The following is a 23,370-nucleotide window of genomic DNA, read 5'->3' as shown; positions in this document are numbered from 1 at the left end:
GTCGAGTTCCCGATGAAAAGCGCTCTGCGCCGCCGTGTCGCAGGCGGCTATACGCGAAACGCCTGTACGGCGCTGTGTAACTGGCCGCCAAGGTGCAGCAGGCGTTCGCTTTCATTGCGTCCGCTGGCGATCAGGCCAAGGTTGTCGTCACCCAGTTGATGGATGCGCTCCCCGTGTTCGCGAATCTCGCTGACCGCGTCGCCCTGCTGCGCGGTGGCCTCGGCGATGCGTTCGGCCATGCTGGCGATGGTACGAATGGCGCTGACAATCTCGTCCAGTGCTCCGTCCGCTGCCTCGGCTTTGCCTGCTGTCGCTTCGGCATGTTCGACCTGGGCGCGCATGGCTTGCACCGACTGGTGCGCGGCTTGTTGCAGACGACCGATCACGTCCTGGATCTCTGCGGTGGCGCTGCCGGTGCGTTGCGACAGCGAGCGCACTTCGTCGGCGACCACGGCGAAACCTCGCCCGGCCTCACCGGCCCGCGCTGCCTCGATGGCGGCATTCAGGGCGAGTAGATTGGTTTGTTCGGCGATGCCACGGATCACCGTCAGCACACTGCCTATGGTGGCGGTTTCGTCGGCCAGCCGCTCGATGGCCTGGGCGTTATCCTGAACTTCGCTGACCAGAGCGTGCAGGCCTTCCAGGCTCTGACCGATGACCTGCTGGCCCTGGACCAGGGCGCGATCGGCGTCGCGGCTGGCGTCGGCAGTCTGGCTGGCATCCTGGGCGACCTGGCCGATGGTCGCTTCCAGCTCGCCCAGGGCGTCGCGGATCAGTGCGGTGTCGTCGGCCTGACGTTCGGCGCCGCCGTGCAGGCCGCCACTGAGATCGGCCAGGGTGCGGCTGGAGCCCGCCACCTGTTCGGCATGGCCGCGGATGCTGGCGACCAGCTCCACCAGATAGCGGCGCAGATGGTTGAGCGAGTCTTCGATATCGCGTAGTTCACGGGTGCGAGAGTTGATGCTGATCGTCGCGGCGAAATCCCCGCTGGCCCACTGTGACAGCGCTGGAACCAGGCGGCCGAGCACCTGCGCCAGGCGTCGCTGGATGCGGTCGATGAGCAGGGCGATCAAGAGAATCAGACCGATCATCAGACCCTGAATCAGCCGCACCTCGCCCTGGATACGTGCGTACTCACCCTTGACCAGTGGCTCCAGTGCTGCCAGTTCCTGTTGCACCTGGGTCACGCGCTCGGTCGTGGTCTCGGCCAGTTGCTGGCGCTGCTCGACCAGCTCGCGAGTGCGCTGCAGTTCACTTGGGTAGCGGCGCACCAGGGTGCCCAGTTCGCGTTTCAGCTCGATACCGCGATCCTGCGCTTGTTGCTCCTGTTGGGCGTCATCCAGCCCGAGCAACGCGGCAAAGCCGATGTTGGCGGAGCTGTCGCTTTGTTGCACGCCCAGCAGGGGCAGCTTGTCCAGCGCCTCAACCTGCTGAGCAAGGGCCTTGAGTTCACGCTCGACATCGCCGAACAGCTCGCTGCGACCCTGGCTGATGAACCGTTCACGGGCGTGAGCGAGCTTCAGCAGGCGCGAACCCGCGTCTTGCAGGGGCTTGCGATATTCGCTGGCGGCAGGGAGGTTGGCATCGGCGGCGTACTGGTTCAGTTGCTCCAGTGCGGCGAGCATCTCGCGTTCGGCCTGCAGCAGCAGACCTTGCGGGTCGCCAGCCAGTTTGCCGGCCGCCAGCAGCTGATTGGCACTGAAGTCACGCAGCTGTTCAAGGCTGGGGCGCAATTCGTCGGCCAGTTGCTGTGGCAGTTGTTCGAGGGCCTCGTCGAACGTGTCGATGGCCTGGGTCGCCGTGCTGTGCTGCAGGGCGTTGCCACTGGCCAGATAGGCCTGGATGTTGTCGGCAACCTCGCGCTGGAACTGCTGGGACAGCGCCAGGTAGCGCTCCATCAGTTGCACCGGCTGCTGCAGTGCGCGCTGTGACCACCACAAGGTCACTGCCAGGGCGACGCAGACGGTGACCAGCAGCAGGGTATTGAGGTTGGTGAGCAGCTTGAGGCGCATGGCGGGCTCGATCGACGACTTAACGATGCCCGCGAGGTTATTGCGTTTCGGTTACAGCCTGATGACGCTGTGCGCTGCGTCACATTCTGGAGGGGGCATCAATCGTCCTTGTACAGCTCTGAGCGGTTGCGCCCGCCGTGCTTGGCCTTGTAAAGCGCTTCATCGGCACGTTTGGACAGCGCGTTGCTGTCGAGGCCCGGTTGCAGCATGGCGATGCCGCAACTGAAGGTGCAGGACAGGTCCTGTGGTTGGGCCGGGTAGTGGATTTCGGCGAAGCGCTGGCGAATTTCTTCCAGGACTTTGAGCGCCGATTGTTCGTCGGTATCCGGCAGCACCACGGCGAACTCTTCGCCGCCGTAACGGCCGATATGATCCGTCTTGCGCAGACGCTGTTTGAGGAACAGCGCCAGGCTCTTGATCACCCGGTCACCCATGGGGTGACCGTAGGTGTCGTTGACCCTCTTGAAGTGGTCGATATCGAGCATGGCGAAGGCTAGCGGCTGGTTTTCACGGCGCGCGCGGTAGCAGGCGTCATCGAGCAGTTGCAGGGTGTGGGTGTGGTTGTACAGGCCAGTCAGGCTGTCACGCACCATGCGCGCCTTGAGGTTGCGCGCACGTGCAGCGCGGTTGCGCACGGTGGCGATCAGGTGGCGTGGCTTGATCGGTTTGGTCAGGAAGTCGTCGCCGCCCTCGCTCATGGCGTCGAGCTGCTTGTCGAGGTCGTCCTCGGCCGACAGGTAGATGATCGGCACGCTCACATAACGGTCGTTGTGGCGGATCACCTTGGCCAGCTCGGTGCCGTTGCACTCGGGCATGTACATGTCGAGGATGATCAGATCCGGCTGGAACTCGGCCAAGGCATCCATCGCCAGGATCGGTTCGGTGAGGGTATGAGTGAGGATGCCGGCGCTGTTGAGCACGCGTTCGGTGTGGGTCGCCTGGGCCTTGGAGTCGTCGACGATCAGCACCTTGTACGGGTCGTACTGGGAGACGTGGGTCAGCACTTCGATGCGCTCGAGCAGGCTCGAAGCGTCCAGTGAGCCGGTGAAGAACTCCTGGCCGCCGGCGCGTACGGCAGCCAGGCGTGTCGGTGTGTCGGTATCGCAGTGGCTGAAGAACAGCAGTGGAATCTTCTGCTCCAGTCCCTCTTGCAGCGAATTGGCCAGCTCCAGCCCGGCGCCGGCGAAGTCGACATCCATGACGATGGCGGCGGGGTGGCGCTCGGTGATGGCGGCGCGGAAGGCGCGCTCGTCGCTCAGTGCCTGCGCGCTCAGACCGAAGAACTCGAGCTGTTGGGCCAGGCGCTCGGCGCGCTGGGCATCCTGCAGGGCGAGGTAGACGGGTTTGCGCAGCGGCGGCAGGAAGGTTTGCTCGAAGGCATCGCTATGTCGCAGACCCGTGCGCGAAAGGCGCTGCATGGCCTGGTTGAGGCGAGCGATCAGGGTACTGTTGAGGCGGCCGCGGTTCTCCACCACCTCGCCGAGGCTGGCGCCGATGTTCTGCGCCAGCTGTGCATGCTCGACCTGCTCGAAGCGCTCAGCGTAACGCAGCAGGCGCAGGTTGGCCTCGGTCAGCTCGGCCATGCCGGCGTCGTTCCATTCGCTGCGCTGCAGGCGTTGCCATACTTCCAGCACCTGGCGCGATTGATGAATCACGCGCTGGGCGAAGTGATGCTTGAGGCGATCGCGACTGGGATCCGGTTGCTCGGTCATGGGCCGACTTCTGTAAGTGGTTAAGTCAGTGGTGGCTTGATGCTATCACTTGCTGAAAGCGCTGGCATTGCCGTCGATCAATTGGCGGCCGTATTTCTGTCGAATAGGCGACAGAAATGTAGATTTCCCGTACCAGCGGTAAGTTTGCTCCTGCGCCATGCGTTTTGCAGTGGGCTTGCCTTATAGTGCGGATTAGGTCGCAACCCGTTGGCCAGGTTGTGGTCGAACACTCGAATTCGTTTGAAAAGGACACTGTCATGCTGGACTGGAAGAATCGCTCGACGAACTCGCAGGGCAGCACCGATAAGGCAGCAGGGGGCAGCCGCAGCCGCGGCAGCCTGATCGCTCGAGCACTGGGCGGCCTGATCGGTGTCTATCTGCTGATCGCCCTGGTGGTCGGCTGGTACTGGAGTCAGGAGCCGTCTGCGTTCCAGGTGCAGCAGAACGCCGAAAGCTCGGCGCAGCAGGCGCAGCGGCAGATGGTGACCGGTTACACCACGGTGGCGACCCTCAAGCAGGTCGCCAGCACGCTGCTCGACAAGCCGGGTGGCTACCTGTCCAACGACCTCGCGCCGCCCGGTCTGTGGCTGGACAACATGCCGAGCTGGGAATACGGCGTACTGGTGCAGGTGCGTGATTTCTCCCGTGCGCTGCGCAAGGACTTCTCCCGTTCGCAGTCGCAGTCCACCGAAGACCCGGATCTGGCAAAGGCCGAGCCGCGCTTTCACTTCGATAACAAGAGCTGGGCCCTGCCGGCCTCCGAGTCCGAATACCGCGACGGCATCAAGTCGCTGGACCGTTACCTGGCTCGCCTGTCCGATCCAGGCCAGAAGAATGCCCAGTTCTACGCACGTGCCGACAACCTCAACAACTGGCTCGGTGATGCCGGTACGCGTCTCGGTTCTCTGTCGCAGCGCCTGTCTGCCAGCGTCGGCCAGGTGCGCCTGAGCGAGAACCTGAAGGTGGGCAACGATGCCGAGGAATCCGGTCTGGTCGGCGAGGGCGGCGTATACGAGACGCCGTGGTTGCAGATCGACAACGTGTTCTACGAAGCGCGCGGTCAGGCCTGGGCGCTGGCACACCTGCTGCGCGCCGTCGAGGTGGACTTCGCCGACGTGCTGGCGAAGAAGAACGCCACCGTCAGCGTGCGCCAGATCATCCGTGAGCTGGAGGCGGCGCAGGCCACCTTGTGGAGCCCGATGATCCTCAACGGCAGTGGCTACGGCATTCTCGCCAACCACTCGCTGGTGATGGCCAACTACATCTCCCGTGCCAACGCTGGCCTGATCGACCTGCGTCAGTTGCTGAGCCAGGGTTGATGGAAGCGTTCTCGGCGACCGAGGCGGCGCATCGCGCCGCTTCGGATCTGGAGCAGGTCGCCTGGGTCGACGAGAACGATCAGCCCCTGGGCGGCGTTTCCCGCGCCGAGTTGCGCGAGCGCCGGCTGATCGGGCGTGGCACCTACATCCTCCTGTTCAACACTGCCGGCCTGCTGTGCGTGCACCGGCGCACCTTGAGCAAGGCGCTGTACCCCGGGTATTGGGACGTCGCGGCCGGCGGCATGGTGCTCGAGGGGGAGGACTACCGGCTCTCTGCCGAGCGCGAGCTGGCCGAGGAGTTGGGTATCGTCGATGCCGAACTGGTAGAGCATGCGCACTTTCTCTATGACGCCCCGGAAAGCCGCCTATGGTGCATGGCGTATTCGGCGGTGTCCGACGCGCCGCTGGTGCTGCAGCCCGAAGAAGTGCTGGAGGCCCGCTTCATCAGCGTCGAGCAGGCGCTGGAGGAAACCCATCGTCTGCCGTATTGCCCGGATTCATTGGCGGCTCTGGAGAGGTACCTGGCGGCAAGATCGTAGGGCATTCCGAGCGCTGCGTGCATGATGGCGAACAGCGTCGCCAAAGTGCCGCACAATGACGCAAATTTGGTCTTAGCAAGCCCGGTCTTTACCGTTAAACTGCGCGGCCTTTTGGCGGACGCCAGTCCGCCTGCGCTGCCCCTGCCTGAGTGGGGCTTCGCGGCTGAACCCGTTCAGCCAGTCGCTATCCTGACCCCTACGAGGACAAGCCGGTGGTCAAGAAAGCCTCTTCATTCTCCGCCCTGAGCGGTCTCGTCTATTCCACCGATGGCGGTCGCCATTGCCCGGATTGCAACCAGCCTGCCGATGCCTGCATCTGCAAGCAGACGCGCATTCCCGAAGGCGATGGTATCGCCCGCGTGCGTCGTGAAACCAAGGGGCGTGGCGGCAAGACCGTCACCACGGTGAGTGGCGTGCCGCTGGCCGAGGAGCCGCTCAAGGAGCTGGCCAGCGCACTGAAGAAACGCTGCGGCACGGGCGGTGCGCTCAAGGACGGTGTGATCGAGATCCAGGGTGATCACGTCGAGCTGTTGTTGGCGGAGCTGAGCAAGCGCGGCTTTACCGCGAAGAAGTCTGGCGGCTGAAACGCCCTTTTCTAAACTTCGATGATGCTCGTACGGTCAACCGCCGAGCAAACGTCATCTTGTTTTCATAATTTCTACACTGGCCGCCAGCAAGGTCAGGCTTTTCTCATGGGAGAACCCAATGTCCGCACGACGCACCCGCAAAGACGACGGCAGCCAATGGACCGTAGCCGATAGCCGCAGTGTCTATGGCATTCGCCACTGGGGCGCCGGTTATTTTTCGATCAACGATGCCGGACGTATCGAAGTGCGTCCCAACGGGCCGGAAAGCCAGCCCATCGATCTTTATCAGCAAGTCGACGAACTGCGTCAGAGCGGCTTGTCGCTGCCGTTGCTGGTGCGTTTCCCGGACATCCTTCAGGATCGCGTACGGCGCCTGACCGGCGCCTTCGATGCCAGCATCCAGCGCCTGGAATATCAGAGCCGCTACACCGCCCTGTACCCGATCAAGGTCAACCAGCAGGAGGCGGTGATCGAGAACATCATCGCCACGCAGAACGTGTCCATCGGTCTCGAAGCCGGCTCCAAGCCCGAGCTGCTGGCCGTGCTGGCGCTGGCACCGAAGGGCGGCACCATCGTCTGCAACGGCTACAAGGATCGCGAGTTCATCCGCCTGGCGCTGGTGGGGCAGAAGCTCGGCCACAACGTGTTCATCGTCATCGAGAAGGAGTCGGAAGTCGCTCTGGTGATCGAGGAGGCCGCCGAGCTCAAGGTCGCGCCGCAGATCGGTCTGCGCGTGCGACTGTCCTCGCTGGCATCCTCCAAGTGGGCCGACACTGGCGGTGAGAAGTCCAAGTTCGGCCTGTCCGCTGCGCAGATTCTCTCGGTGGTCGAGCGCTTTCGCGACGCCGGGCTGGATCAGGGCATCCGCCTGCTGCACTTCCACATGGGCTCGCAGATCGCCAACATCGCCGATTACCGCAAGGGGTTCCGTGAGGCCATTCGTTACTACGGCGAGCTGCGCGCCATGGGCCTGCCGGTCGATCACATCGACGTCGGTGGCGGCCTTGGCGTGGACTACGATGGCACCCATTCGCGCAACGCCAGCTCGATCAACTACGACATGCAGGACTACGCCGATGCCGTGGTCGACATGCTCAAGGAATTCTGCGACCGCCAGGAAATCCCCCATCCGCATATCTTCTCCGAGAGCGGCCGGGCCATGACCGCGCACCACGCCGTGCTGCTGGTGCAGGTCACCGATGTCGAGCGCCACAACGACAAGGTGCCGGAGATCGACCCGGACGTGGAGCAGCCGGAGGTGTTGCGCTGGCTGATCGAACTGCTCGACGACAGCGACCCGGAAATGGTCGCCGAAACCTACTGGCGCGCCACCCACTACATCGAGGAAGTGGCCGCGCAGTATTCGGCTGGCAAGTTGAGCCTGGCGCAGAAGGCCCTGGCCGAGCAGTGCTACTTCGCCATCTGCCGGCGCCTGCACAATCAGCTCAAGGCGCGCCAGCGCTCGCACCGTGCCGTGCTCGACGAGCTCAACGACAAGCTCGCCGACAAGTACATCTGCAACTTCTCGGTATTCCAGAGCCTGCCGGATACCTGGGCCATCGGCCAGATCCTGCCGATCCTGCCGCTCTCGCGCCTGGACGAGGAGCCGCTGCGCCGCGCGGTGCTGCAGGACCTGACCTGCGACTCCGACGGCAAGATTCGCCAGTACGTCGACGAGCAGTCGATCGAGACCAGCCTGCCGGTGCACGAGATTCGCGAGGGCGAGGACTACGTGCTGGGCATCTTCCTGGTCGGTGCCTACCAGGAGATCCTCGGTGACATGCACAACCTGTTCGGTGACACCGACTCGGTGAACATCTACCAGGCCGCCGACGGCAGCGTGGTGCATGCCGGTATCGAGACCCACGACACCATCGAGGACATGCTGCGCTACGTGCACCTGTCGCCCGAGGAACTGATGACCCACTACCGCGACAAGGTGGCCAGCGCCAAGATCAGCGCCCGCGAGCGCACGCAGTTCCTCGACGCACTGCGTCTGGGCCTGACCCGCTCGTCCTACCTGGCGTCCTGATCGAGCGCCGTCGCCAGCCGCCGGGCTAGGTGCAATGCCTGCTCGGCGCTGGCGATGTTGGTGAAGCCCAGCAGCAACCCGCTGCCGCAGGGATACTTGCGCGCCCATTGCGACAAGGCCATTACCGCCAGCCCCGCAGCTTGCGCGCGGGCTGCGAGGGCGACGTCATCTTGCGCCGCATCGAGGCGGGCCAGCAGGTGAATGCCGCCGGCCTGCAACTCCACCGACAAGGCTGAACCGAATACCAGCTCCAGTGCCGTTGCCAGAAAGCCGCGACGCTGCGCATAGAGCGCGCGCATGCGTTTCAGGTGGCGAGCGAAATGCCCCTGGTCGAGAAAGTCCGCGGCGATGGCCTGCGCCAGTGCGGGGCAGCCATGATCGAAGGTGCGCGCGCAGGCGGCGAAGCGCTCCACCTGTGCCGGCGGCACCACCAGGTAGGCGAGGCGCAGGCCGGGGAACAGCACCTTGCTGAAGGTGCCGCAATACAGCACGCGGCCGTGGTGATCGAGGCTCTTCAGTGCTGGTAGTGGTCGGCCGACGTAGCGGTATTCGCTGTCGTAATCGTCTTCGATGATCCAGGCCTGGCTGGCCTGCGCCCAGTCCAGCAGGGCCAGGCGCCGGGGCAGGCTCAAGGACACACCGAGCGGGCTCTGGTGCGACGGCGTGACCAGCGCGCAGCGGGCATCAGCGGCGAGTCGCTGGCCCTCGTCCACCCGCAGGCCCTGTTCATCCACGGGCAGCGGGATGAGTCGCAGGTCGGCGCCTTCGAGTACTTCGCGTGCCTTGAAGTAGCCAGGGTCTTCGAACCAGCAGGCGTCGCCCGCCTGCAGCAGCGCGCGACGAATCAGCAGCAGTGCACTGCGATAGCCAGCGGTGATGAACACCTGCTGCGGTTCGCAGGCGATGCCGCGCGACACGCCCAGGTAGCGCACCAGACTGCGGCGCAGGGCTGGCAGGCCCTGTGAGTCCGGGTAGTCGAGGTCAGTGGGCGCCAACTGGCGCAAGTGACGCGCGCCGAGCCGACTCCACAGTTTGCGTGGGAAGGCATCCAGCGCCGGCAGGCCGAGCTGAAAGGGCAAGGCGTCGCTGGCTGGGCCACTACCTGAGCGTGATGGTGTCTGGGGGCGGGGCGCAATGGCCGCGCTCGTCGGCGCGTGGGGTAGTTGCGGTGAAACTACGGTGCCGGCTGGGCCGCGTGGCAGCAGATAACCTTCGCCGACCAGCAATTGATAGGCCGCCTCCACCGTGCCGCGCGCCAGGTTCAGCTCGCTGGCCAGCGCGCGTACCGACGGCACGCGCTCACCGGGCTGCAGGCGGCCTTCGCCGATGGCCTCGCGCAGGCGCTGGTAGAGCTGCAGGTAGATCGGCGTGGCCTGGTCGCGCTCGGGCGTGAGGCGAATGCTGTACATATCCATGTCCTATTCGATTGGCAAGGTCTTGGCTCTGTCGACTATGCCATGCTCTGCCTAAAGTGGCGGCATCTTCGCTGGAGAACCGCCATGACCCTCGCCACTGATTGCCGTTACGACTGGCTCGTCGACCCGCACGCGTTACGCGCCTGCTTTCCGCTGATGCGTGTTCTGCGCCCACACCTGAGCGACGCCGATGACTTTTTGCAGCGCCTGCAACGCCAGGCCGAGCAGGGATATCGCCTGCTGGCAGCGCGTGCTGGTGAGGAGGTGCTGGGCCTGGCCGGTTGCCGCTTGCAGGAGAACCTGCTGCATGGGCGCTTCTTCTATGTCGATGACCTGGTGATTCGTGAGGACCTGCGTAGCCTGGGGATCGGCGAGCGCCTGCTGAACGAGGCAAGGGCGCAGGCGCGCAGCCTGGGCTGCGTCAACCTGGTGCTGGATACCGGGTTAGGCAATGCGCGCGGGCAGCGCTTTTACTACCGTCAGGGTTTGCTGGGCATTGGCATGCACTTTCGCGAGGCACTTTGAGATGCGACGAATCCTCTTGCTGCATTGCAGCCCCCATGGTCGCCAGAGTCGCGCCAGCGTGCTGGCTCGGGAGTTGGCCGAGCGCTTGCGCCGGCGACATCCCGAGGTGCAGCTGCTGGAGCGTGACCTGGCCCGCGAACCCTTGCCAGCGCTGACTGGCGACTATGCCGCAGCGCTGGTGGCGCGGGCGCCGAACGACGACCCGGCGCTGACGGTTTCCGAGGCACTGATCCAGGAGTTGGAAAGCAGCGATTACCTGGTCATCGCCACGCCGATGCACAACTTCAGCGTGCCGTCCGCGCTCAAGCTGTGGATCGACTATGTGCTGCGCATCGGCCGCAGCTTTGCCGCCACCGACGCCGGCAAGGTAGGACTGCTGGCGGATCGACCGACCTTCGTGGTGGTCAGCTCGGGCGGCTACTACCGCGGCGAGCAGGCACGCCAGCCGGATTTCCTCACCTCGTATCTGCGTCATGTGCTGAGCACCATCGGCATTCACGACCTGGAGTTCATCCACCTGCAGGGGCTGGTGCGGGATCAGCAACACGCCGAGGCGATGTTGGCGCAGGCGCGCGAACAACTGGATGCAAACCCCTATCTCGTCTCTTCAGGAGTACTGCCATGAGCACATTGCGCCAGCCCTACTACGAACTATCTGCCGAGGCCATGCAGGGCCTGCTCGCCACCAAGACAGCGCTGGAGCGCGGCCCGCTGGGCAAGGCGTTGGTCGAGCTGCTCTACCTGCGCGTCTCGCAGATCAACGGCTGTGCCTATTGCCTGGAGAAGCACAGCCAGTCACTGCGCGAGGAAGGCGTGCCGCAGATCAAGCTGGACAGCCTGGCAGGCTGGCGGGTGAGCCGGCATTTCGACGCACGTGAAAAGGCGGCACTGGCCTGGGCCGAGTCGCTGAGCGAGATCGCCAGCAGCCACGCCGGCGATGACGATTATCGGCCGCTGGAGGCGCATTTCTCGCCCAGAGAAATCTCCGATCTGACCATCGCCGTAGCCTTGATGAGTGGGCTGAACCGGCTGGCCATCGGCATGCGTCTTTGATCGCTAGCCTGCCGCAATCACGCCATAGCCGCGCGCCATCAGGGTGGCCAGCAGCGGAATGAACAGCAACGCCAGCAGTTCCAGGCGAATGCTCCAGGTCACCAGGTGCACCTGCTGAACGCTCGGCTCGGGCACCTGGCCTGCCTTCACGGTCTTGCGCCACTTGATGAACACCAGCGTGGGCAGAATCGACAGCGCGCCGACGAGGATGAACAGGCCGACCTTGGCATGGAACAGGCTGTTGCTCATGTAGTAGGCGGCCCCCTTGCCGAACCACAGCACGCGGGCGATACCCGTGGCCAGCACCAGAACGGCGCAGATGCCGTAGGCCAGATCGGTGAGCATCAGGCTGCGTGCTCGGGAAAGATCCAGCGGCGCCTTGAACAGCACGTGTTCTATGCTGAGCAAGGCGAACAGGGCGAAGATCGACAGGTAGTGCAGATAGGCAACGAATGCGGCCGCCATGCGTGCTTCCTCTCAGTGGGGGCAGGGGGCGAGTTCGGTGCGATTGCGGCCACCGTGCTTGGCTCGGTAGAGCGCCTGATCGGCGCGCTTGAGTGCGACTGTGCTGTTCTCGCCAGAGCCGAGCAAAGTACAGCCGAGGCTGGCGGTCTGCTGCAGCTGGGTATCGTCGACCGTCATCGGTTGTTCGGCGATGGCCAGGCGAATGCGCTCTGCGACCTGCAGCAGCCCCTGTTCATCATGAACCAGCGCCAGGATGACGAACTCCTCACCGCCGTTACGCGTGACCACATCCTGCGGTCGCACCGCCGCGCTCATGCGCCGTGCGCTTTCCCACAGCACATGATCGCCAGCATCGTGGCCATGTTCGTCGTTGACCCGCTTGAAGTGGTCCAGGTCGCAGTAGATCAGGCCGACCTGCAAGCCGCTGCGTTCGGCTACCGCCTGCTCCAGCGGGAGAAAATGCAGGAGCCCGGCGCGATTCCATAGCTGCGTCAGCGGGTCGAGCATGCCTTTGCGCTGTTCGCGATCGAGTGCATCGCGCAACTGATCAGCCTGGTGCGCGCGCTGGCGCAGCTGCAGGTAGCCTTGCACCAGATAGGCCAGGTCCCTGAGCTGCAGTAGCTCCTTGCGTTTGAGACGGCGCGTCGCCGGGTCGAGCAGGCAGAGCGTGCCGAGCGCCTGGTGCTGGGCATCGAACAGCGGATGACCGGCATAAAAACGCACGTGAGGCGCGCTCTGCACCAGTGGGTTGTCGCAGAAGCGGCTGTCGCGGTGGCTATCCTCGACCACCATTGGCTCGCTCTGCAGGATCGCGTGGCCGCAGAACGACACCGAGCGCGGTGTTTCGGCGACATCCAGGCCCTGCCGGCTCTTGAACCACTGACGGTCAGTGTCGATCAGGCTGATCAGCGCCGTCTTGACCCCGAACAGGTCGCGGGCCAGGCGGGTGACTGCATCCAGGTAGGGGTCGGCCAGCGTATCGAGTATTTCCAGGCTTTCCAGGGCCTGCAGGCGTTCAGCTTCATTCGCGGGTAGCGGTGCACTGAGCATGGGTGACCTCTCCGTCGGGGAACCACAGGTTGCGACGATTCATGTTCCAAGCATAGACCCCGAGAATCAGGCTTCGCAGCCCCATGAACGCCAGAAATGCCAACCATAACCCGTGATTGCCCAGACTTTGCAACCACCAGGCCAGCGGCAAGGCCAAGGCCAGGGCGATGAGCATGGCGTCGCGCATCTCGCGTGCGCGGGTGGCGCCGATGAACAGGCCGTCGAGCAGGTAACTCCATACCGCCAGCAGTGGCAGCGCGGCCAGATACGGCAGGAAGATCAGCGCCAGCTCGCGTACTTCGACGATATTGGTGAGCATGCCAACGAACCAGTGGCCGCCAAACAGGAAAAACAGCGCGAAGACGAGGCTGGCCAGCAGTGACCAGCCTCCGGCCACCAGCAGTGAGCGGCGCAGCGCATCGCGATCACGCGCGCCCAGGGCATGGCCGCACAGGGCCTCGACGGCATGCGCCAGGCCGTCGAGGGCGTAGGCGGTCAAAGTCAGGCCATTGAGCAGCAGTGCGTTGGCCGCCACCGTGGCATCGCCCAGGCGTGTGCCTTTGACCGTGATCAGGAAGAACACCAGCTGCAGCGCCAGGGTACGGATGAAGATGTCGCGGTTGACCGCCAGTAACGGGCGCCAGCTGCTCCAGCGCTTCAGTGCGCTGACGTTGAGGCGGCCGGGATAGCCTGCAAGCGCGCCACGGGCCAGCCACAGGCCGAGCAGGGCACCGCTCCATTCGGCGATCACCGACGCCCAGGCCGCGCCGGCTACGCCCCACTCGAGACCCAGTACGAATAACAGGTCGAGCGCCACATTGATCAGGTTGGCGGTCATCAGGATGGCCAGCGGCCCGCGGGCGCTCTGTGTGCCGAGTAGCCAGCCGATCAGGGCGTAGGTCGCCAGGCTGGCCGGCAGGCCGAACAGGCGAATCTGAAAGTACTGGCGTGCCAGCTGGTCCAGCTCGGCAGAAGGCTGCATCAGGCTCAGCGCCAAACCGCTCAGCGGCAGTGCCAGCAGCGCCAGCACCAAGGCCAGGAGCACGCCCAGCCCGAGCCCTTGCACCAGCACCTGGCGCAGTGCGCCGCCATCCTCGCGGCCAGCGGCCTGGGCTGCGAAACCGGTACTGCCCATGCGCAGAAAGCCCATGGCCCAGGTCAGCAGGGTGTAGAGGCTGCCGCCCACTGCCACGGCCGCCAATTGATGCGCATGCGGCAGGTGGCCGACCACGGCGGTATCGACCAGCGCCACCATGGGCACCGACAGGTTGGAGAGAATCATCGGTGCGGCCAGTGCCCAGACCTTTCTCTGGGTCGGCGCGTGGCGCCAGGCTTCGAACAGGGCGTACATGGGGGCTTCCGTTCCAGCAAAGCGCCGATTATAGGCACAGGGCTGGCGTAGCCGCACATCGCCTCAGGAGTGTGAGTGGCTTGGCGAATTCGTCGGGATGGCTCGTCGCTGCCAGTGCGCCTCAGCTATAGTTGTCGGCTTCTGCGCCCCCTGATTCCGGAGCCCGCAATGCCGAACAAAGGACTGCTTCTGGCCCTCGCACTTACGCTGCCACTGACCCTGCTCAGCGCCTGCGATTCTTCTGAACCCCCAGCCACGGTGACCCCCGCTGCCCCTGCTGCGCAACAGCCGCAGGCACCCGCGCCTGCGGTCGACCGCGAGGCGCTGGCCAAGCGCTACGCCGGACGCGAACTGGAGGTGGTCGACGTCTCCGAGGTGCAGCTTGACGGTGCCAGTGCGCTGTCGGTGACCTTCTCCATTCCGCTGGACCCCGAGCAGCCCTTCGCCCAGCGCCTGCATCTGGTCGACAGCGTCTCAGGCAAGGTCGATGGCGCCTGGGAGCTGACCGACAACCTTAGCGAGCTACGCCTGCGTCACCTGGAGCCCAAGCGCAAACTGGTGCTGACCATCGATGCCGGGCTCAAATCGATCAATGGCGGCAAGCTCGCCGCCGAACATGTCAGCCGCTTCGAAACCCGTGACCTGCAGGCCAGTGTCGGTTTTGCCAGCCGTGGCTCGCTGCTGCCGACAAGGCTGGCCGAAGGCCTGCCGGTGATCGCCCTGAACGTCGACAAGGTCAATGTCGAGTTCTTCCGCATCAAGCCCGAGGCACTGCCGAATTTCCTGTCGCGCTGGGGCCGAGCCAGCAACCTGGATACCTGGGAAGCGCGCGAGCTGCTGCCGATGGCCGATCTGGTCTATGGCGGGCGTTTCGACCTGAACCCGGCGCGCAATACCCGCGAGACCCTGCTGCTGCCCATCGCCGGCCTGGAGCCGTTCAAGCAGCCGGGCGTGTACCTGGCGGTGATGCGTGAGGCCGGCAGTTACAGCTATTCGCAGCCGGCTACGCTGTTTTCCCTGAGCGATATTGGTCTGTCCGCTCATCGCTATCGCGACCGTCTCGATGTTTTCACCCAGGCGCTGGAAGGTGGCAAGGCGCAGTCCGGCGTGCAGCTGGAGCTGCTAGACGGTGACGGCGCGCTGCTCGCCGAAGGCAAGACCGATTCGGCTGGCCATGCGCAGATGCCGCTGCCAGCCAAGGCCCAGGTGCTGCTGGCCAAGCAGGACGAGCAGACCAGCCTGCTGCGCCTGAACACGCCAGCGCTGGACCTGGCCGAGTTCGACATCACCGGCCCCAAGGCGCATGCCTTGCAGTTCTTCGTGTTCGGCCCGCGCGATCTGTATCGCCCTGGCGAGACCGTCCTGCTCAATGGCTTGCTGCGTGATGCCGACGGCAGCCCGGTCAAGGCGCAGCCGGTCAGCGTCGAGGTGCGCCGCCCGGATGAGCAGATCAGCCGCAAGTTCGTCTGGAATGCCGGTGATGACGGCCTCTATCAATATCAGCTGCCGCTGGCCGAAGAGGCGCCGACCGGCCGCTGGCAACTGCTGCTCGACCTGGGCGACGGCAACCCGCAGCTCTATGAGTTTCTCGTCGAGGACTTTTTGCCCGAGCGCATGGCTCTGGAACTCAAGGGCCAGGATCAGCCCTACGCGCCGGGCGACAGCGCCGAATTCGCGGTGACCGGGCGTTATCTGTACGGTGCTCCAGCCGCAGGCAACCGCCTGACCGGGCAACTCTACGTGCGCCCGCTGCGCGAAGCCGTGGCCAGCCTGCCGGGTTATCAGTTCGGCGACATCACCGAGGCCGAGCTGAGCCAGGATCAGGAACTCGACGAACAGAACCTGGACGATGAAGGGCGTGCCGTGTTGCGCCCGGAAAATCGCTGGAGCGACGCCAAGTCGCCACTGCGCCTGATCCTCCAGGCCAGCTTGCAGGAGTCCGGTGGCCGCCCGATCACCCGCCGCATCGTTCAGCCGGTATGGCCGGCCGAACGTTTGCCGGGCCTGCGTGGGCTGTTCGACGGCGAAGAGGTCGATGCCGACAGCCTGGCCGAATTCGAAATCCTCGTGGCCGATGCCGCCGGCAACAAGCTGGCCGCCGACAACCTCAACGTGCGCCTGGTGCGTGAGCGTCGCGACTATTTCTGGAGCTTCTCCGACGGTGAGGGCTGGCGCCACAACTACAACGAGAAATTCCTCACCCTCAGCGACGAGCCGCTGAAGGTCGCTGCCGGCGGCACCGCCAAGGTCAGCTTCCCGGTGGAGTGGGGCCCGTATCGGGTCGAGGTGGTGGACAACCAGACCGGCCTGGTCAGCAGCCTGCGTTTCTGGGCCGGCTACCGTTGGCAGGACAACGCCGACGGTGGTGCGGTGCGCCCGGACCAGGTCAAGCTGGCGCTGGACAAGCCTGCCTACGCCGCTGGCGACGTGGCCAAGATCACCGTCACCCCGCCGGCTGCCGGCAACGGCTACCTGCTGGTCGAGTCCAGCGAGGGGCCGCTGTGGTGGCAGGAAATCAGCGTGCCGGCCGAAGGCAAGACCTTCGAGCTGCCCATCGACAAGCAATGGGCGCGTCATGACCTGTACCTCAGCGCCCTGGTGATTCGCCCAGGCGAGCGCAAGGCGCAGGTCACGCCCAAGCGTGCCGTTGGCCTGCTGCACCTGCCGCTGGAGCGCGCTCCACGCAAGTTGGCGGTGAGCCTGCAGGCGCCGGAGAAGATGCGTCCGAAGCAGCCGCTGAAGGTCAAGGTCAGCGCGCGCAACGCCGATGGCAGCATTCCCGAGACGGTGCATGTGCTGGTCGCAGCGGTCGATGTGGGCATCCTCAACATCACCAGCTACGCCACCCCCGATCCGTTCGCCACGTTCTTCGGGCGCAAGGCCTATGGCGCCGACCAGCTGGATATTTACGGGCAACTGATCGAAGCGCAGGGGCGCGTTGCCAGCCTGGCCTTCGGCGGTGACGCCGGTCTCGCCGCCGGTGGCAAACGCCCGGATACCAGCGTTCTGATCGTCGCGCTGCAGAGCGATGCGCTGAAGCTCGATGACAAGGGCGAAGGCGAAGTCAGCCTGGATATCCCCGACTTCAATGGCGAGCTGCGCCTGATGGCGCAAGCCTGGACCGACGAGCGCTTCGGTATGGCCGAGGCCAAGACGGTCGTCGCCGCGCCGCTGATCGCCGAGCTGTCGATGCCGCGCTTCCTTGCCGGTGGTGACGAAACCACCCTGGCGCTGGACCTGACCAACCTATCCGGCAGCGAGCAGAAACTCGATGTGCAACTCGACGTCGAGGGGCAACTGCGCCTGCTCGGCAAGGGTGAATCGCCGATCAGCCTGAAGGACGGCGAGCGCACCACCCTGCGCATCCCGGTACGGGCCGAAGGTGGCCTGGGTCAGGGGCGTATCCATGTCGAGGTACAGGGCCTGGCGCTGCCGAACGAGTCTCTAGGTGACTTCAGCCGCGAGTGGACGCTGGGTATTCGCCCGGCCTATCCGGCGCAGCTGCAGCACTTCCGTGCGGTACTGGGGGAGGGCGAGCCATGGAGCATGCCGACTGGCACCCTCAATCAGTTCGAACCGGCCGGGCTGGAGGCCGTGCTGGCGCTGTCGAGCCGGCCGCCGCTCAACCTCGGTGAGCAGATTCGTGCACTCAAGGCATACCCCTACGGCTGCCTGGAGCAGACCACCAGTGGCCTGTATCCGTCACTCTACGCCGACGCCGCGAGCCTCAAGCGTCTCGGCCTGGAAGGCGAGCCGGACGAGCAGCGGCGCAAGAGCATCGAGCTGGGTATCGAGCGGCTGCTCGGCATGCAGCGCCACAATGGTGGCTTCGGCCTGTGGAGCGCCGAGAGCGAAGAGGAATATTGGCTCACAGTCTATGTCACCGACTTCCTCCTGCGTGCCCGCGAGCAGGGTTTCGGAGTGCCGCAGGAAGCCCTGAAGAAGGCCACCGACCGCCTGCTGCGCTACCTGCAGCAGAGCAGCCTGATCGAAGCCAGCTACAGCCAGGACTTCGCCCACACCCGCTTCGCCGTGCAGGCCTACGCTGGCTATGTTCTGGCGCGCAGCCAGCAGGCGCCACTGGGTGCGCTGCGCAGTCTGTTCGACCGTCGTAACGACGCCCGCTCCGGCCTGCCGCTGGTCCAGTTGGCCGCCGCGCTGAAGCTGATGGGCGATGCGCCGCGTGCCGAGCAGGCGCTGAATCAGGGCTTGATCCAACAGCGCGATGCTGAGCGCTGGATGGCCGATTACGGCAGTCCGCTGCGTGACCAGGCGCTGATCCTCGCCCTGCTGGAAGAGCACGATCTGGCTGCCGGCCAGCGCGAAAAGCGGCTGTTCAACCTGGCGGATGAGCTGGCTGGCCAGCGCTGGCTGTCGACTCAGGAACGCAACTCGCTGTTCCTCGCCGGTCGCGGCATTCTCGGCAAACCCGAGCAGGCCTGGAGCGCCAAACTGGCCAGCGGCGCCTTCCAGTTCGACCTGAGCAACCAGCAGCCCGGCATCAAGCTGGAGCGTGCGGAGCTGGCCGAACCGCTGAGCGTGAGCAACGCAGGCAGCGCCACCCTGTATCAGCAGCTGACCCTGTCCGGTTACCCGAGCCAGGCGCCGAGCGCCGGTGGTGAGAACCTCAGCATCGAGCGCGAGTATCTCGGCATGGATGGCCGTCCGCTGGATCTGCAGCACCTGGACAGCGGCGAGCTGGTGCTGGTGCACCTGGCCGTGCGCGCCAAGCAGCGCGTACCGGATGCCCTGGTGGTCGACCTGCTGCCGGCCGGCCTGGAGCTGGAGAACCAGAATCTGGCGCAAAGCGCGGCGAGCCTTGATGACGCCGGTAGCAACGTCAAGGAATGGCGCCGCTCCATGCAGAACGCGCGGATCAAGCACCAGGAATACCGCGGCGATCGCTACGTGGCGGCGGTAGACGTGGAAGGCTACGGCACCACCCATCTGCTCTACCTGGCCCGCGCGGTGACGCCTGGCAGCTACCGCGTACCGCCACCGCAGGTGGAGTCCATGTACCGGCCGAGCTGGCAGGCGCTGGGTAGTGCGCCGTCTTCGCTGGTGGTTAGGGGGCGATAAAAAAGCTGCCCTCTCCCCAACCCTCTCCCATGAATGGGAGAGGGGGCTGATCGTGCCAGCTGTCAGATACGCGTCACACTGCTTGCAAGGCAGGGTGTACTCAATATCCGGCTTACCTCATATCGCTCCCCTCTCCCGCTTGCGGGAGAGGGGGTGGGGGAGAGGGCAAAAAGGTTCAAGGAGGAACCATGACGCTACTCGACAACGCCAAACACCTGCGCCGCGAGATGACCGATGCCGAACAACGGCTCTGGTATTACCTGCGTGCTCACCGCTTCCTAGGCCTGAAGTTCAAACGGCAGAAACCCATTGGTCCCTATATCGTCGACTTCATCTGCGCCGAACGCTGGCTGGTCATCGAGCTGGACGGTGGCCAACACCCGCAACAGACGGAGTACGACCAGCAACGTGAGGATTATCTGGAGAGTCGAGGCTATCGTGTGCTGCGTTTTTGGAATCATCAGATACTGGCCGAGACGGAGGCTGTGCTTGAGCAGATTCGCAAGGTTGCTCGTCCTGATGAATAGGTACGTCTTCGCAGGGATGGTGCGGGTGTCGATATGACTGAGACCAGCCACCGAGCGGCTTCCCTCTCCCGCTTGCGGGAGAGGGGCTGGGGGAGAGGGCAGAGAGCGCTCCTTATCCTCCTGCTTCCTCTGACTCTGCTCTGGCTCGCCGACCGCCTCTTCCCACTGCCGCTGCCCGAGGACGACCTGGCTCGCGTGGTGCTGGCCGAGGACGGTACGCCGCTGTGGCGTTTCGCTGATCGTGACGGTGTCTGGCGCTACCCGGTGACGCCCGAAGAGGTTTCGCCCTATTACCTGGAAGCGCTGCTGACCTACGAGGATCGCTGGTTCCGCCAGCACCCCGGGGTCAACCCGCTGTCGCTGGCCCGTGCCGCCTGGCAGAACCTTAGCGGTGGGCGCGTGGTGTCCGGCGGCAGTACGCTGTCGATGCAGGTGGCGCGTCTGCTCGATCCGCATGGGCGTGACCTGCCCGGCAAGCTCAAGCAGTTGTGGCGCACCGCGCAGCTGGAGTGGCATCTGTCCAAGGACGAAATTCTTACCCTGTACCTCAACCGTGCGCCCTTCGGGGGCACTCTGCAGGGCGTGGCAGCCGCCAGCTGGAGTTATCTGGGCAAGCCACCAAGCCAGCTGACCCGCGCCGATGCCGCGCTGCTCGCGGTGCTGCCGCAGGCGCCCAGCCGCTTGCGTCCGGACCGTCATCCCGAGCGCGCCCAGGCCGCGCGCGACAAGGTGCTGCGCCGCCTGGGGGAATTTCAGGTATGGCCGCAGGCCCAGGTGGACGAGGCGCTGGAGGAGCCGGTGTTTCTCGCTCCGCGCCGTGAGCCAAGCCTGGCGCCGTTGTTGGCGCGCCGTCTGAACCGCCCCGGCAGTCCGCCGCTGATCCGCACCACCCTCGATGCCGGTTTGCAGCAGCGCCTGGAAGACTTGCTGCTGGGCTGGCGGGCACGCCTGCCGGAGCGCACCTCGGCGGCAATCCTGGTGGTCGAGCACCCGAGCATGGCCGTGCGTGCCTACCTCGGCTCGGTGGATATCGCCGACACCGCGCGCTTCGGGCATGTCGACATGGTGCGCGCCCTGCGTTCGCCCGGCTCGACGCTGAAACCCTTCCTCTACGGCATGGCCCTGGATGCCGGGCTGATCCATTCCGAATCGCTGCTGCAGGACGTGCCACGGCACTACGGCGATTACCGTCCCGGCAATTTCGCCGCCGGCTTCATCGGCCCGGTGTCGGCCAGCGAGGCGCTGGCCACTTCGCTGAACCTGCCTGCCGTGCAACTGCTCGAGGCCTACGGGCCGAAGCGCTTTGCCGGTGAACTGCGCAGTGCCGGTGTGCCGATTCGCCTGCCGGCGCTGGCCGAGCCGAACCTGGCGCTGATTCTGGGCGGCGGCGGCTCGCGTCTGGAATCGCTGGTAGCGGGCTACAGCGCATTCGCGCGCGGCGGCATGGCGGCCAAGCCGCGCCTGCGGCCGAGTGATGAGCTGCGCGAGCGGCGCCTGCTGTCGCCCGGTTCGGCGTGGATCATCAGGCGCATCCTCAGCGGTCAGGCGCGCCCTGATCGTGACCCACGCGCCTACCTGGCGCAGCGTCCGACCCTGGCCTGGAAGACCGGCACCAGCTACGGCTTTCGCGATGCCTGGGCCATCGGCGTCGGTCCGCGTCACCTGATCGGTATCTGGATCGGTCGCCCGGATGGCACTCCGGTGCCCGGCCAGTTCGGCCTGGCGTCGGCCGCGCCGCTGTTGCTGCAGGTGCATGATCTGCTGGTCAATCGCGACAGTCAGCGCGGTATCGCCGCGCCGGCTGATCCGCAGCCGCCCGAGGTGGGCGTGGCCGCCATCTGTTGGCCGCTGGGGCAGCCGATGAGCAGGGATGATCCCAACTGCCGGCGCCTGCGCTTCGCCTGGACGCTCGAAGGCACCACGCCACCCACGCTGCTGGCGGCTGATCAGCCGTTGGGTAGCGGCTTGCGCGAGCGTTATTGGGTCAATGGCGAAGGGCGCCGCGTCGGCCCGGACTGTGTCGCTGCCGAAGTGCGCGAGCTGGCGTTGTGGCCGGCGCCGCTGGAGCCCTGGCTGCCCCGCCGAGAGCAGCGTGCTGCGCGCTTGCCGAGTATCGATCCACGCTGCCCGCCGCCGCGCAGCAGTCAGGTGGCACCGCTGTCCATCGTCGGTGTACGCGACGGTGATCGCTTGCGCCGCCCGCAAGGCAATCATGAACCGCTACGGCTGAGTCTTTCGGCCCTGGGCGGCAGCGGTCGGCGCTGGTGGTTTCTCGATGGTCAGCCTCTGGGCGAGAGTGCGCTGGATGCACCCTTCACCCAGGCGTTCGACAGCGGCAGGCATCAACTGAGCGTGCTCGATGAAGGTGGGCAGACCGCTCGTCTGGAATTCAGCGTAGGGCCCTGAGGCTACTCGTTCATCCATCTGCAAGCAGCGACCGCTCTGGCCTGAGCGCCTGAGCATGGCTGCGAATATTCCTCGCTGCAGGGAATAAAGCTTGGTCCTGAATCGCCGATATGAAATCTGGCGGTAACAGATTTGCAATTTGTGTACATTTTTGTATCCAATTGCCTGGCCAATTTTAAACCTCCAGCGGGAGAAGCCCCCATGCGCCTCTGGCAACGCAGTATTCAGTGGCAATTGATCCTCAGCATGGGCGCCGCCCTGCTGGCCAGCATTCTGATCGTCGTCGGCATCTACTCGGCGGTGGTCAATCGCCTGACCGAGCGTTACCTGATCGAAGAAGCGCTGCCGGCGCGCGTGCTGGCGATTCGCAACGATCTGGAACGGGTGCTGACTGCGCCCATCACCGCCAACGCCTCGATTGCCGAGAACAGCCTGGTGCAGGACTGGTTGGCTGCCGGCGAGGATGCTTCCCGGCGTGACGAGTTCGCGCGCTATCTGGAAGGCGTGCGCGCTCAGCAGAACGCCATGACCACCTCCATCGTCGCCCTGGCCAGCGGTAACTACACCACCGGCGAAGGGCTGATGCGCACCCTCGACCGCAGCCAGGCAGAAAACCAGTGGTTCTATCGGCTGGTCGACAGCGATCGCGACCGGGTGCTGGAAATCGACATCGACAAGACCACCCGGCTACCCACGCTGTTCATCAACCAACGGATCAAGCAGGGCGGCAAGACCCTCGGTGTGGCCGGGCTCGGCTACAGCCTGGCGGATATGTCGAAGATGATCAGCGAGTTCCGTTTCGGCGAGCGCGGCCAGGTGTTTCTTATCGACAGCCAGGGCAACGTCAAGGTCCACCCGCGCTCGGAGCTGAGCGGCAGCGGCAAGCTCGCCGAACTTTTTGGCGCCGACGCCAGCCGCCAGGTGCTTTCGGGCGACAGCCGGGCGGTGCGCTTCGAGCGCAACGGCGAGACCTTTCTCGCGGTGGCGCAGAAGTTCGCCAGCATCGACTGGTTGTTGGTCAGCGAAGTACCCGAGGCCGAAGTCTACGCCGAGGCGCGCCAGGCGCTGCTGATGACCAGCCTGATCGGCGTCGCGGTAGCGCTGTTGTTCCTCGGCCTGGTGGTGCTGCTGGCGCGTGGCTTGGTGCGGCCGATTCGTCAGGTGACCCAGGCACTGGTGGAAATCGGTGGCGGCGGTGGTGACCTGACGCGGCGCCTGGATGAGTCGCGAGCCGACGAGTTGGGCGATCTGGCACGTGGTTTCAACCGTTTTCTCGGCAGTCAGCGCGAGCTGATCGG

At 65.1% G+C, this 23,370-nt stretch carries 16 protein-coding genes and 1 pseudogene; 11 read left to right on the top strand and 6 right to left on the bottom strand.

What is annotated here, in order from left to right; translation table 11 throughout:
- Positions 1-47 precede the first annotated feature (47 nt).
- Positions 48-1,091 carry a methyl-accepting chemotaxis protein gene (locus tag ACN8M7_RS02355; protein ID WP_490259822.1) on the bottom strand — a complete coding sequence of 348 codons (1,044 nt, stop codon included), beginning with the start codon at positions 1,089-1,091 and terminating at the stop codon, positions 48-50.
- A gap of 1,019 nt (positions 1,092-2,110) precedes the next feature.
- Positions 2,111-3,724 carry a diguanylate cyclase gene (locus tag ACN8M7_RS02350; RefSeq protein ID WP_490259645.1) on the bottom strand — a complete coding sequence of 538 codons (1,614 nt, stop codon included), beginning with the start codon at positions 3,722-3,724 and terminating at the stop codon, positions 2,111-2,113.
- A 257-nt stretch (positions 3,725-3,981) separates the two neighbouring features.
- Between ACN8M7_RS02350 and ACN8M7_RS02345 the strand changes: the two genes are divergently transcribed.
- From ACN8M7_RS02345 to speA, 4 genes are all read left to right on the top strand, one after another.
- Positions 3,982-5,043 carry a DUF2333 family protein gene (locus tag ACN8M7_RS02345; protein ID WP_490259644.1) on the top strand — a complete coding sequence of 354 codons (1,062 nt, stop codon included), beginning with the start codon at positions 3,982-3,984 and terminating at the stop codon, positions 5,041-5,043.
- A complete protein-coding gene (locus tag ACN8M7_RS02340; RefSeq protein WP_490259643.1) occupies positions 5,043-5,582 on the top strand; it encodes an NUDIX hydrolase in 540 nt (179 codons plus the stop codon). The genes ACN8M7_RS02345 and ACN8M7_RS02340 overlap by 1 nt, the downstream gene beginning before the upstream one ends.
- 212 nt (positions 5,583-5,794) lie before the next feature.
- Positions 5,795-6,166 carry a translation initiation factor Sui1 gene (locus tag ACN8M7_RS02335; protein WP_490259642.1) on the top strand — a complete coding sequence of 124 codons (372 nt, stop codon included), beginning with the start codon at positions 5,795-5,797 and terminating at the stop codon, positions 6,164-6,166.
- Positions 6,167-6,287: 121 nt separating this feature from the next.
- Positions 6,288-8,201, top strand: a complete 1,914-nt coding sequence (gene speA, locus ACN8M7_RS02330) for an arginine decarboxylase (protein WP_490259641.1) — start codon at positions 6,288-6,290, stop codon at positions 8,199-8,201.
- On the opposite strand, the gene pdxR is transcribed toward speA, so the two are convergent.
- Entirely contained in the window at positions 8,186-9,610 is a 1,425-nt protein-coding gene (pdxR, locus tag ACN8M7_RS02325) for a MocR-like pyridoxine biosynthesis transcription factor PdxR (protein ID WP_490259640.1), read from the bottom strand. The two genes, speA and pdxR, sit on opposite strands and share 16 nt — an antisense overlap.
- Positions 9,611-9,700: 90 nt before the next feature.
- Between pdxR and ACN8M7_RS02320 the strand changes: the two genes are divergently transcribed.
- From ACN8M7_RS02320 to ACN8M7_RS02310, 3 genes are read left to right on the top strand one after another with little or no spacing between them, the layout of a single operon-like run.
- Complete coding sequence (locus ACN8M7_RS02320; RefSeq protein WP_490259639.1) at positions 9,701-10,141, top strand: GNAT family N-acetyltransferase; 441 nt, start codon at positions 9,701-9,703, stop codon at positions 10,139-10,141.
- Position 10,142: 1 nt separating this feature from the next.
- Positions 10,143-10,766, top strand: a complete 624-nt coding sequence (locus ACN8M7_RS02315; protein WP_490259638.1) for an FMN-dependent NADH-azoreductase — start codon at positions 10,143-10,145, stop codon at positions 10,764-10,766.
- Positions 10,763-11,194: a carboxymuconolactone decarboxylase family protein gene (locus ACN8M7_RS02310; RefSeq protein WP_490259637.1), complete on the top strand. Its 432-nt coding sequence runs from the start codon at positions 10,763-10,765 to the stop codon at positions 11,192-11,194. The genes ACN8M7_RS02315 and ACN8M7_RS02310 overlap by 4 nt, the downstream gene beginning before the upstream one ends.
- Positions 11,195-11,197: 3 nt before the next feature.
- Here ACN8M7_RS02310 and ACN8M7_RS02305 read toward each other — a convergent pair whose 3' ends face one another.
- Genes ACN8M7_RS02305 through ACN8M7_RS02295 form a run of 3 tightly spaced genes read right to left on the bottom strand, consistent with a single transcriptional unit; the run spans position 11,198 to position 14,060 of the window.
- The gene (locus tag ACN8M7_RS02305; protein ID WP_490259636.1) at positions 11,198-11,659 is read right to left on the bottom strand and encodes a DUF2214 family protein; all 462 of its coding nucleotides are present in this window, start codon (positions 11,657-11,659) and stop codon (positions 11,198-11,200) included.
- A 12-nt stretch (positions 11,660-11,671) separates the two neighbouring features.
- A complete protein-coding gene (locus ACN8M7_RS02300) occupies positions 11,672-12,709 on the bottom strand; it encodes a GGDEF domain-containing protein (protein ID WP_490259635.1) in 1,038 nt (345 codons plus the stop codon).
- Positions 12,681-14,060, bottom strand: a complete 1,380-nt coding sequence (locus tag ACN8M7_RS02295; protein WP_490259634.1) for an MATE family efflux transporter — start codon at positions 14,058-14,060, stop codon at positions 12,681-12,683. Before ACN8M7_RS02295 ends, ACN8M7_RS02300 begins: the two co-directional genes overlap by 29 nt.
- A gap of 168 nt (positions 14,061-14,228) precedes the next feature.
- Here ACN8M7_RS02295 and ACN8M7_RS02290 point away from each other — a divergent pair, with 168 nt between their 5' ends.
- From ACN8M7_RS02290 to ACN8M7_RS02275, 4 genes and pseudogenes are all read left to right on the top strand, one after another.
- Positions 14,229-19,139, top strand: coding sequence for an alpha-2-macroglobulin family protein (locus ACN8M7_RS02290; protein ID WP_490259633.1), 4,911 nt, complete (start codon positions 14,229-14,231; stop codon positions 19,137-19,139).
- A 188-nt stretch (positions 19,140-19,327) separates the two neighbouring features.
- On the top strand, positions 19,328-19,666 hold the full coding sequence (locus ACN8M7_RS02285) for an endonuclease domain-containing protein (protein ID WP_490259632.1): 339 nt from the start codon (positions 19,328-19,330) through the stop codon (positions 19,664-19,666).
- Between the two features lie 33 nt (positions 19,667-19,699).
- Positions 19,700-22,072, top strand: a complete 2,373-nt coding sequence (pbpC, locus tag ACN8M7_RS02280) for a peptidoglycan glycosyltransferase PbpC (RefSeq protein WP_490259631.1) — start codon at positions 19,700-19,702, stop codon at positions 22,070-22,072.
- Positions 22,073-22,273: 201 nt separating this feature from the next.
- Positions 22,274-23,341: pseudogene (locus ACN8M7_RS02275) on the top strand (cache domain-containing protein); the annotation flags it as partial.
- Positions 23,342-23,370: the final 29 nt, after the last annotated feature.

The organism is Pseudomonas spartinae (assembly GCF_965197125.1).
Lineage (GTDB): Bacteria > Pseudomonadota > Gammaproteobacteria > Pseudomonadales > Pseudomonadaceae > Aquipseudomonas > Aquipseudomonas composti_A.
The sequence above is the reverse complement of the archived record's forward strand: the minus strand, read 5'-3'. Positions and strand labels throughout refer to the sequence as shown.

Excerpts from the sequence above, each read along its gene's own strand:
- ACN8M7_RS02355 (WP_490259822.1), bottom strand. The coding sequence starts at position 1,091 with ATGATCGGTCTGATTCTCTTGATCGCCCTGCTCATCGACCGCATCCAG.
- ACN8M7_RS02350 (WP_490259645.1), bottom strand. The coding sequence starts at position 3,724 with ATGACCGAGCAACCGGATCCCAGTCGCGATCGCCTCAAGCATCACTTC.
- ACN8M7_RS02345 (WP_490259644.1), top strand. The coding sequence starts at position 3,982 with ATGCTGGACTGGAAGAATCGCTCGACGAACTCGCAGGGCAGCACCGAT.
- ACN8M7_RS02340 (WP_490259643.1), top strand. The coding sequence starts at position 5,043 with ATGGAAGCGTTCTCGGCGACCGAGGCGGCGCATCGCGCCGCTTCGGAT.
- speA (WP_490259641.1), top strand. The coding sequence starts at position 6,288 with ATGTCCGCACGACGCACCCGCAAAGACGACGGCAGCCAATGGACCGTA.
- pdxR (WP_490259640.1), bottom strand. The coding sequence starts at position 9,610 with ATGTACAGCATTCGCCTCACGCCCGAGCGCGACCAGGCCACGCCGATC.
- ACN8M7_RS02320 (WP_490259639.1), top strand. The coding sequence starts at position 9,701 with ATGACCCTCGCCACTGATTGCCGTTACGACTGGCTCGTCGACCCGCAC.
- ACN8M7_RS02315 (WP_490259638.1), top strand. The coding sequence starts at position 10,143 with ATGCGACGAATCCTCTTGCTGCATTGCAGCCCCCATGGTCGCCAGAGT.
- ACN8M7_RS02310 (WP_490259637.1), top strand. The coding sequence starts at position 10,763 with ATGAGCACATTGCGCCAGCCCTACTACGAACTATCTGCCGAGGCCATG.
- ACN8M7_RS02305 (WP_490259636.1), bottom strand. The coding sequence starts at position 11,659 with ATGGCGGCCGCATTCGTTGCCTATCTGCACTACCTGTCGATCTTCGCC.
- ACN8M7_RS02300 (WP_490259635.1), bottom strand. The coding sequence starts at position 12,709 with ATGCTCAGTGCACCGCTACCCGCGAATGAAGCTGAACGCCTGCAGGCC.
- ACN8M7_RS02295 (WP_490259634.1), bottom strand. The coding sequence starts at position 14,060 with ATGTACGCCCTGTTCGAAGCCTGGCGCCACGCGCCGACCCAGAGAAAG.
- ACN8M7_RS02290 (WP_490259633.1), top strand. The coding sequence starts at position 14,229 with ATGCCGAACAAAGGACTGCTTCTGGCCCTCGCACTTACGCTGCCACTG.
- ACN8M7_RS02285 (WP_490259632.1), top strand. The coding sequence starts at position 19,328 with ATGACGCTACTCGACAACGCCAAACACCTGCGCCGCGAGATGACCGAT.
- pbpC (WP_490259631.1), top strand. The coding sequence starts at position 19,700 with ATGACTGAGACCAGCCACCGAGCGGCTTCCCTCTCCCGCTTGCGGGAG.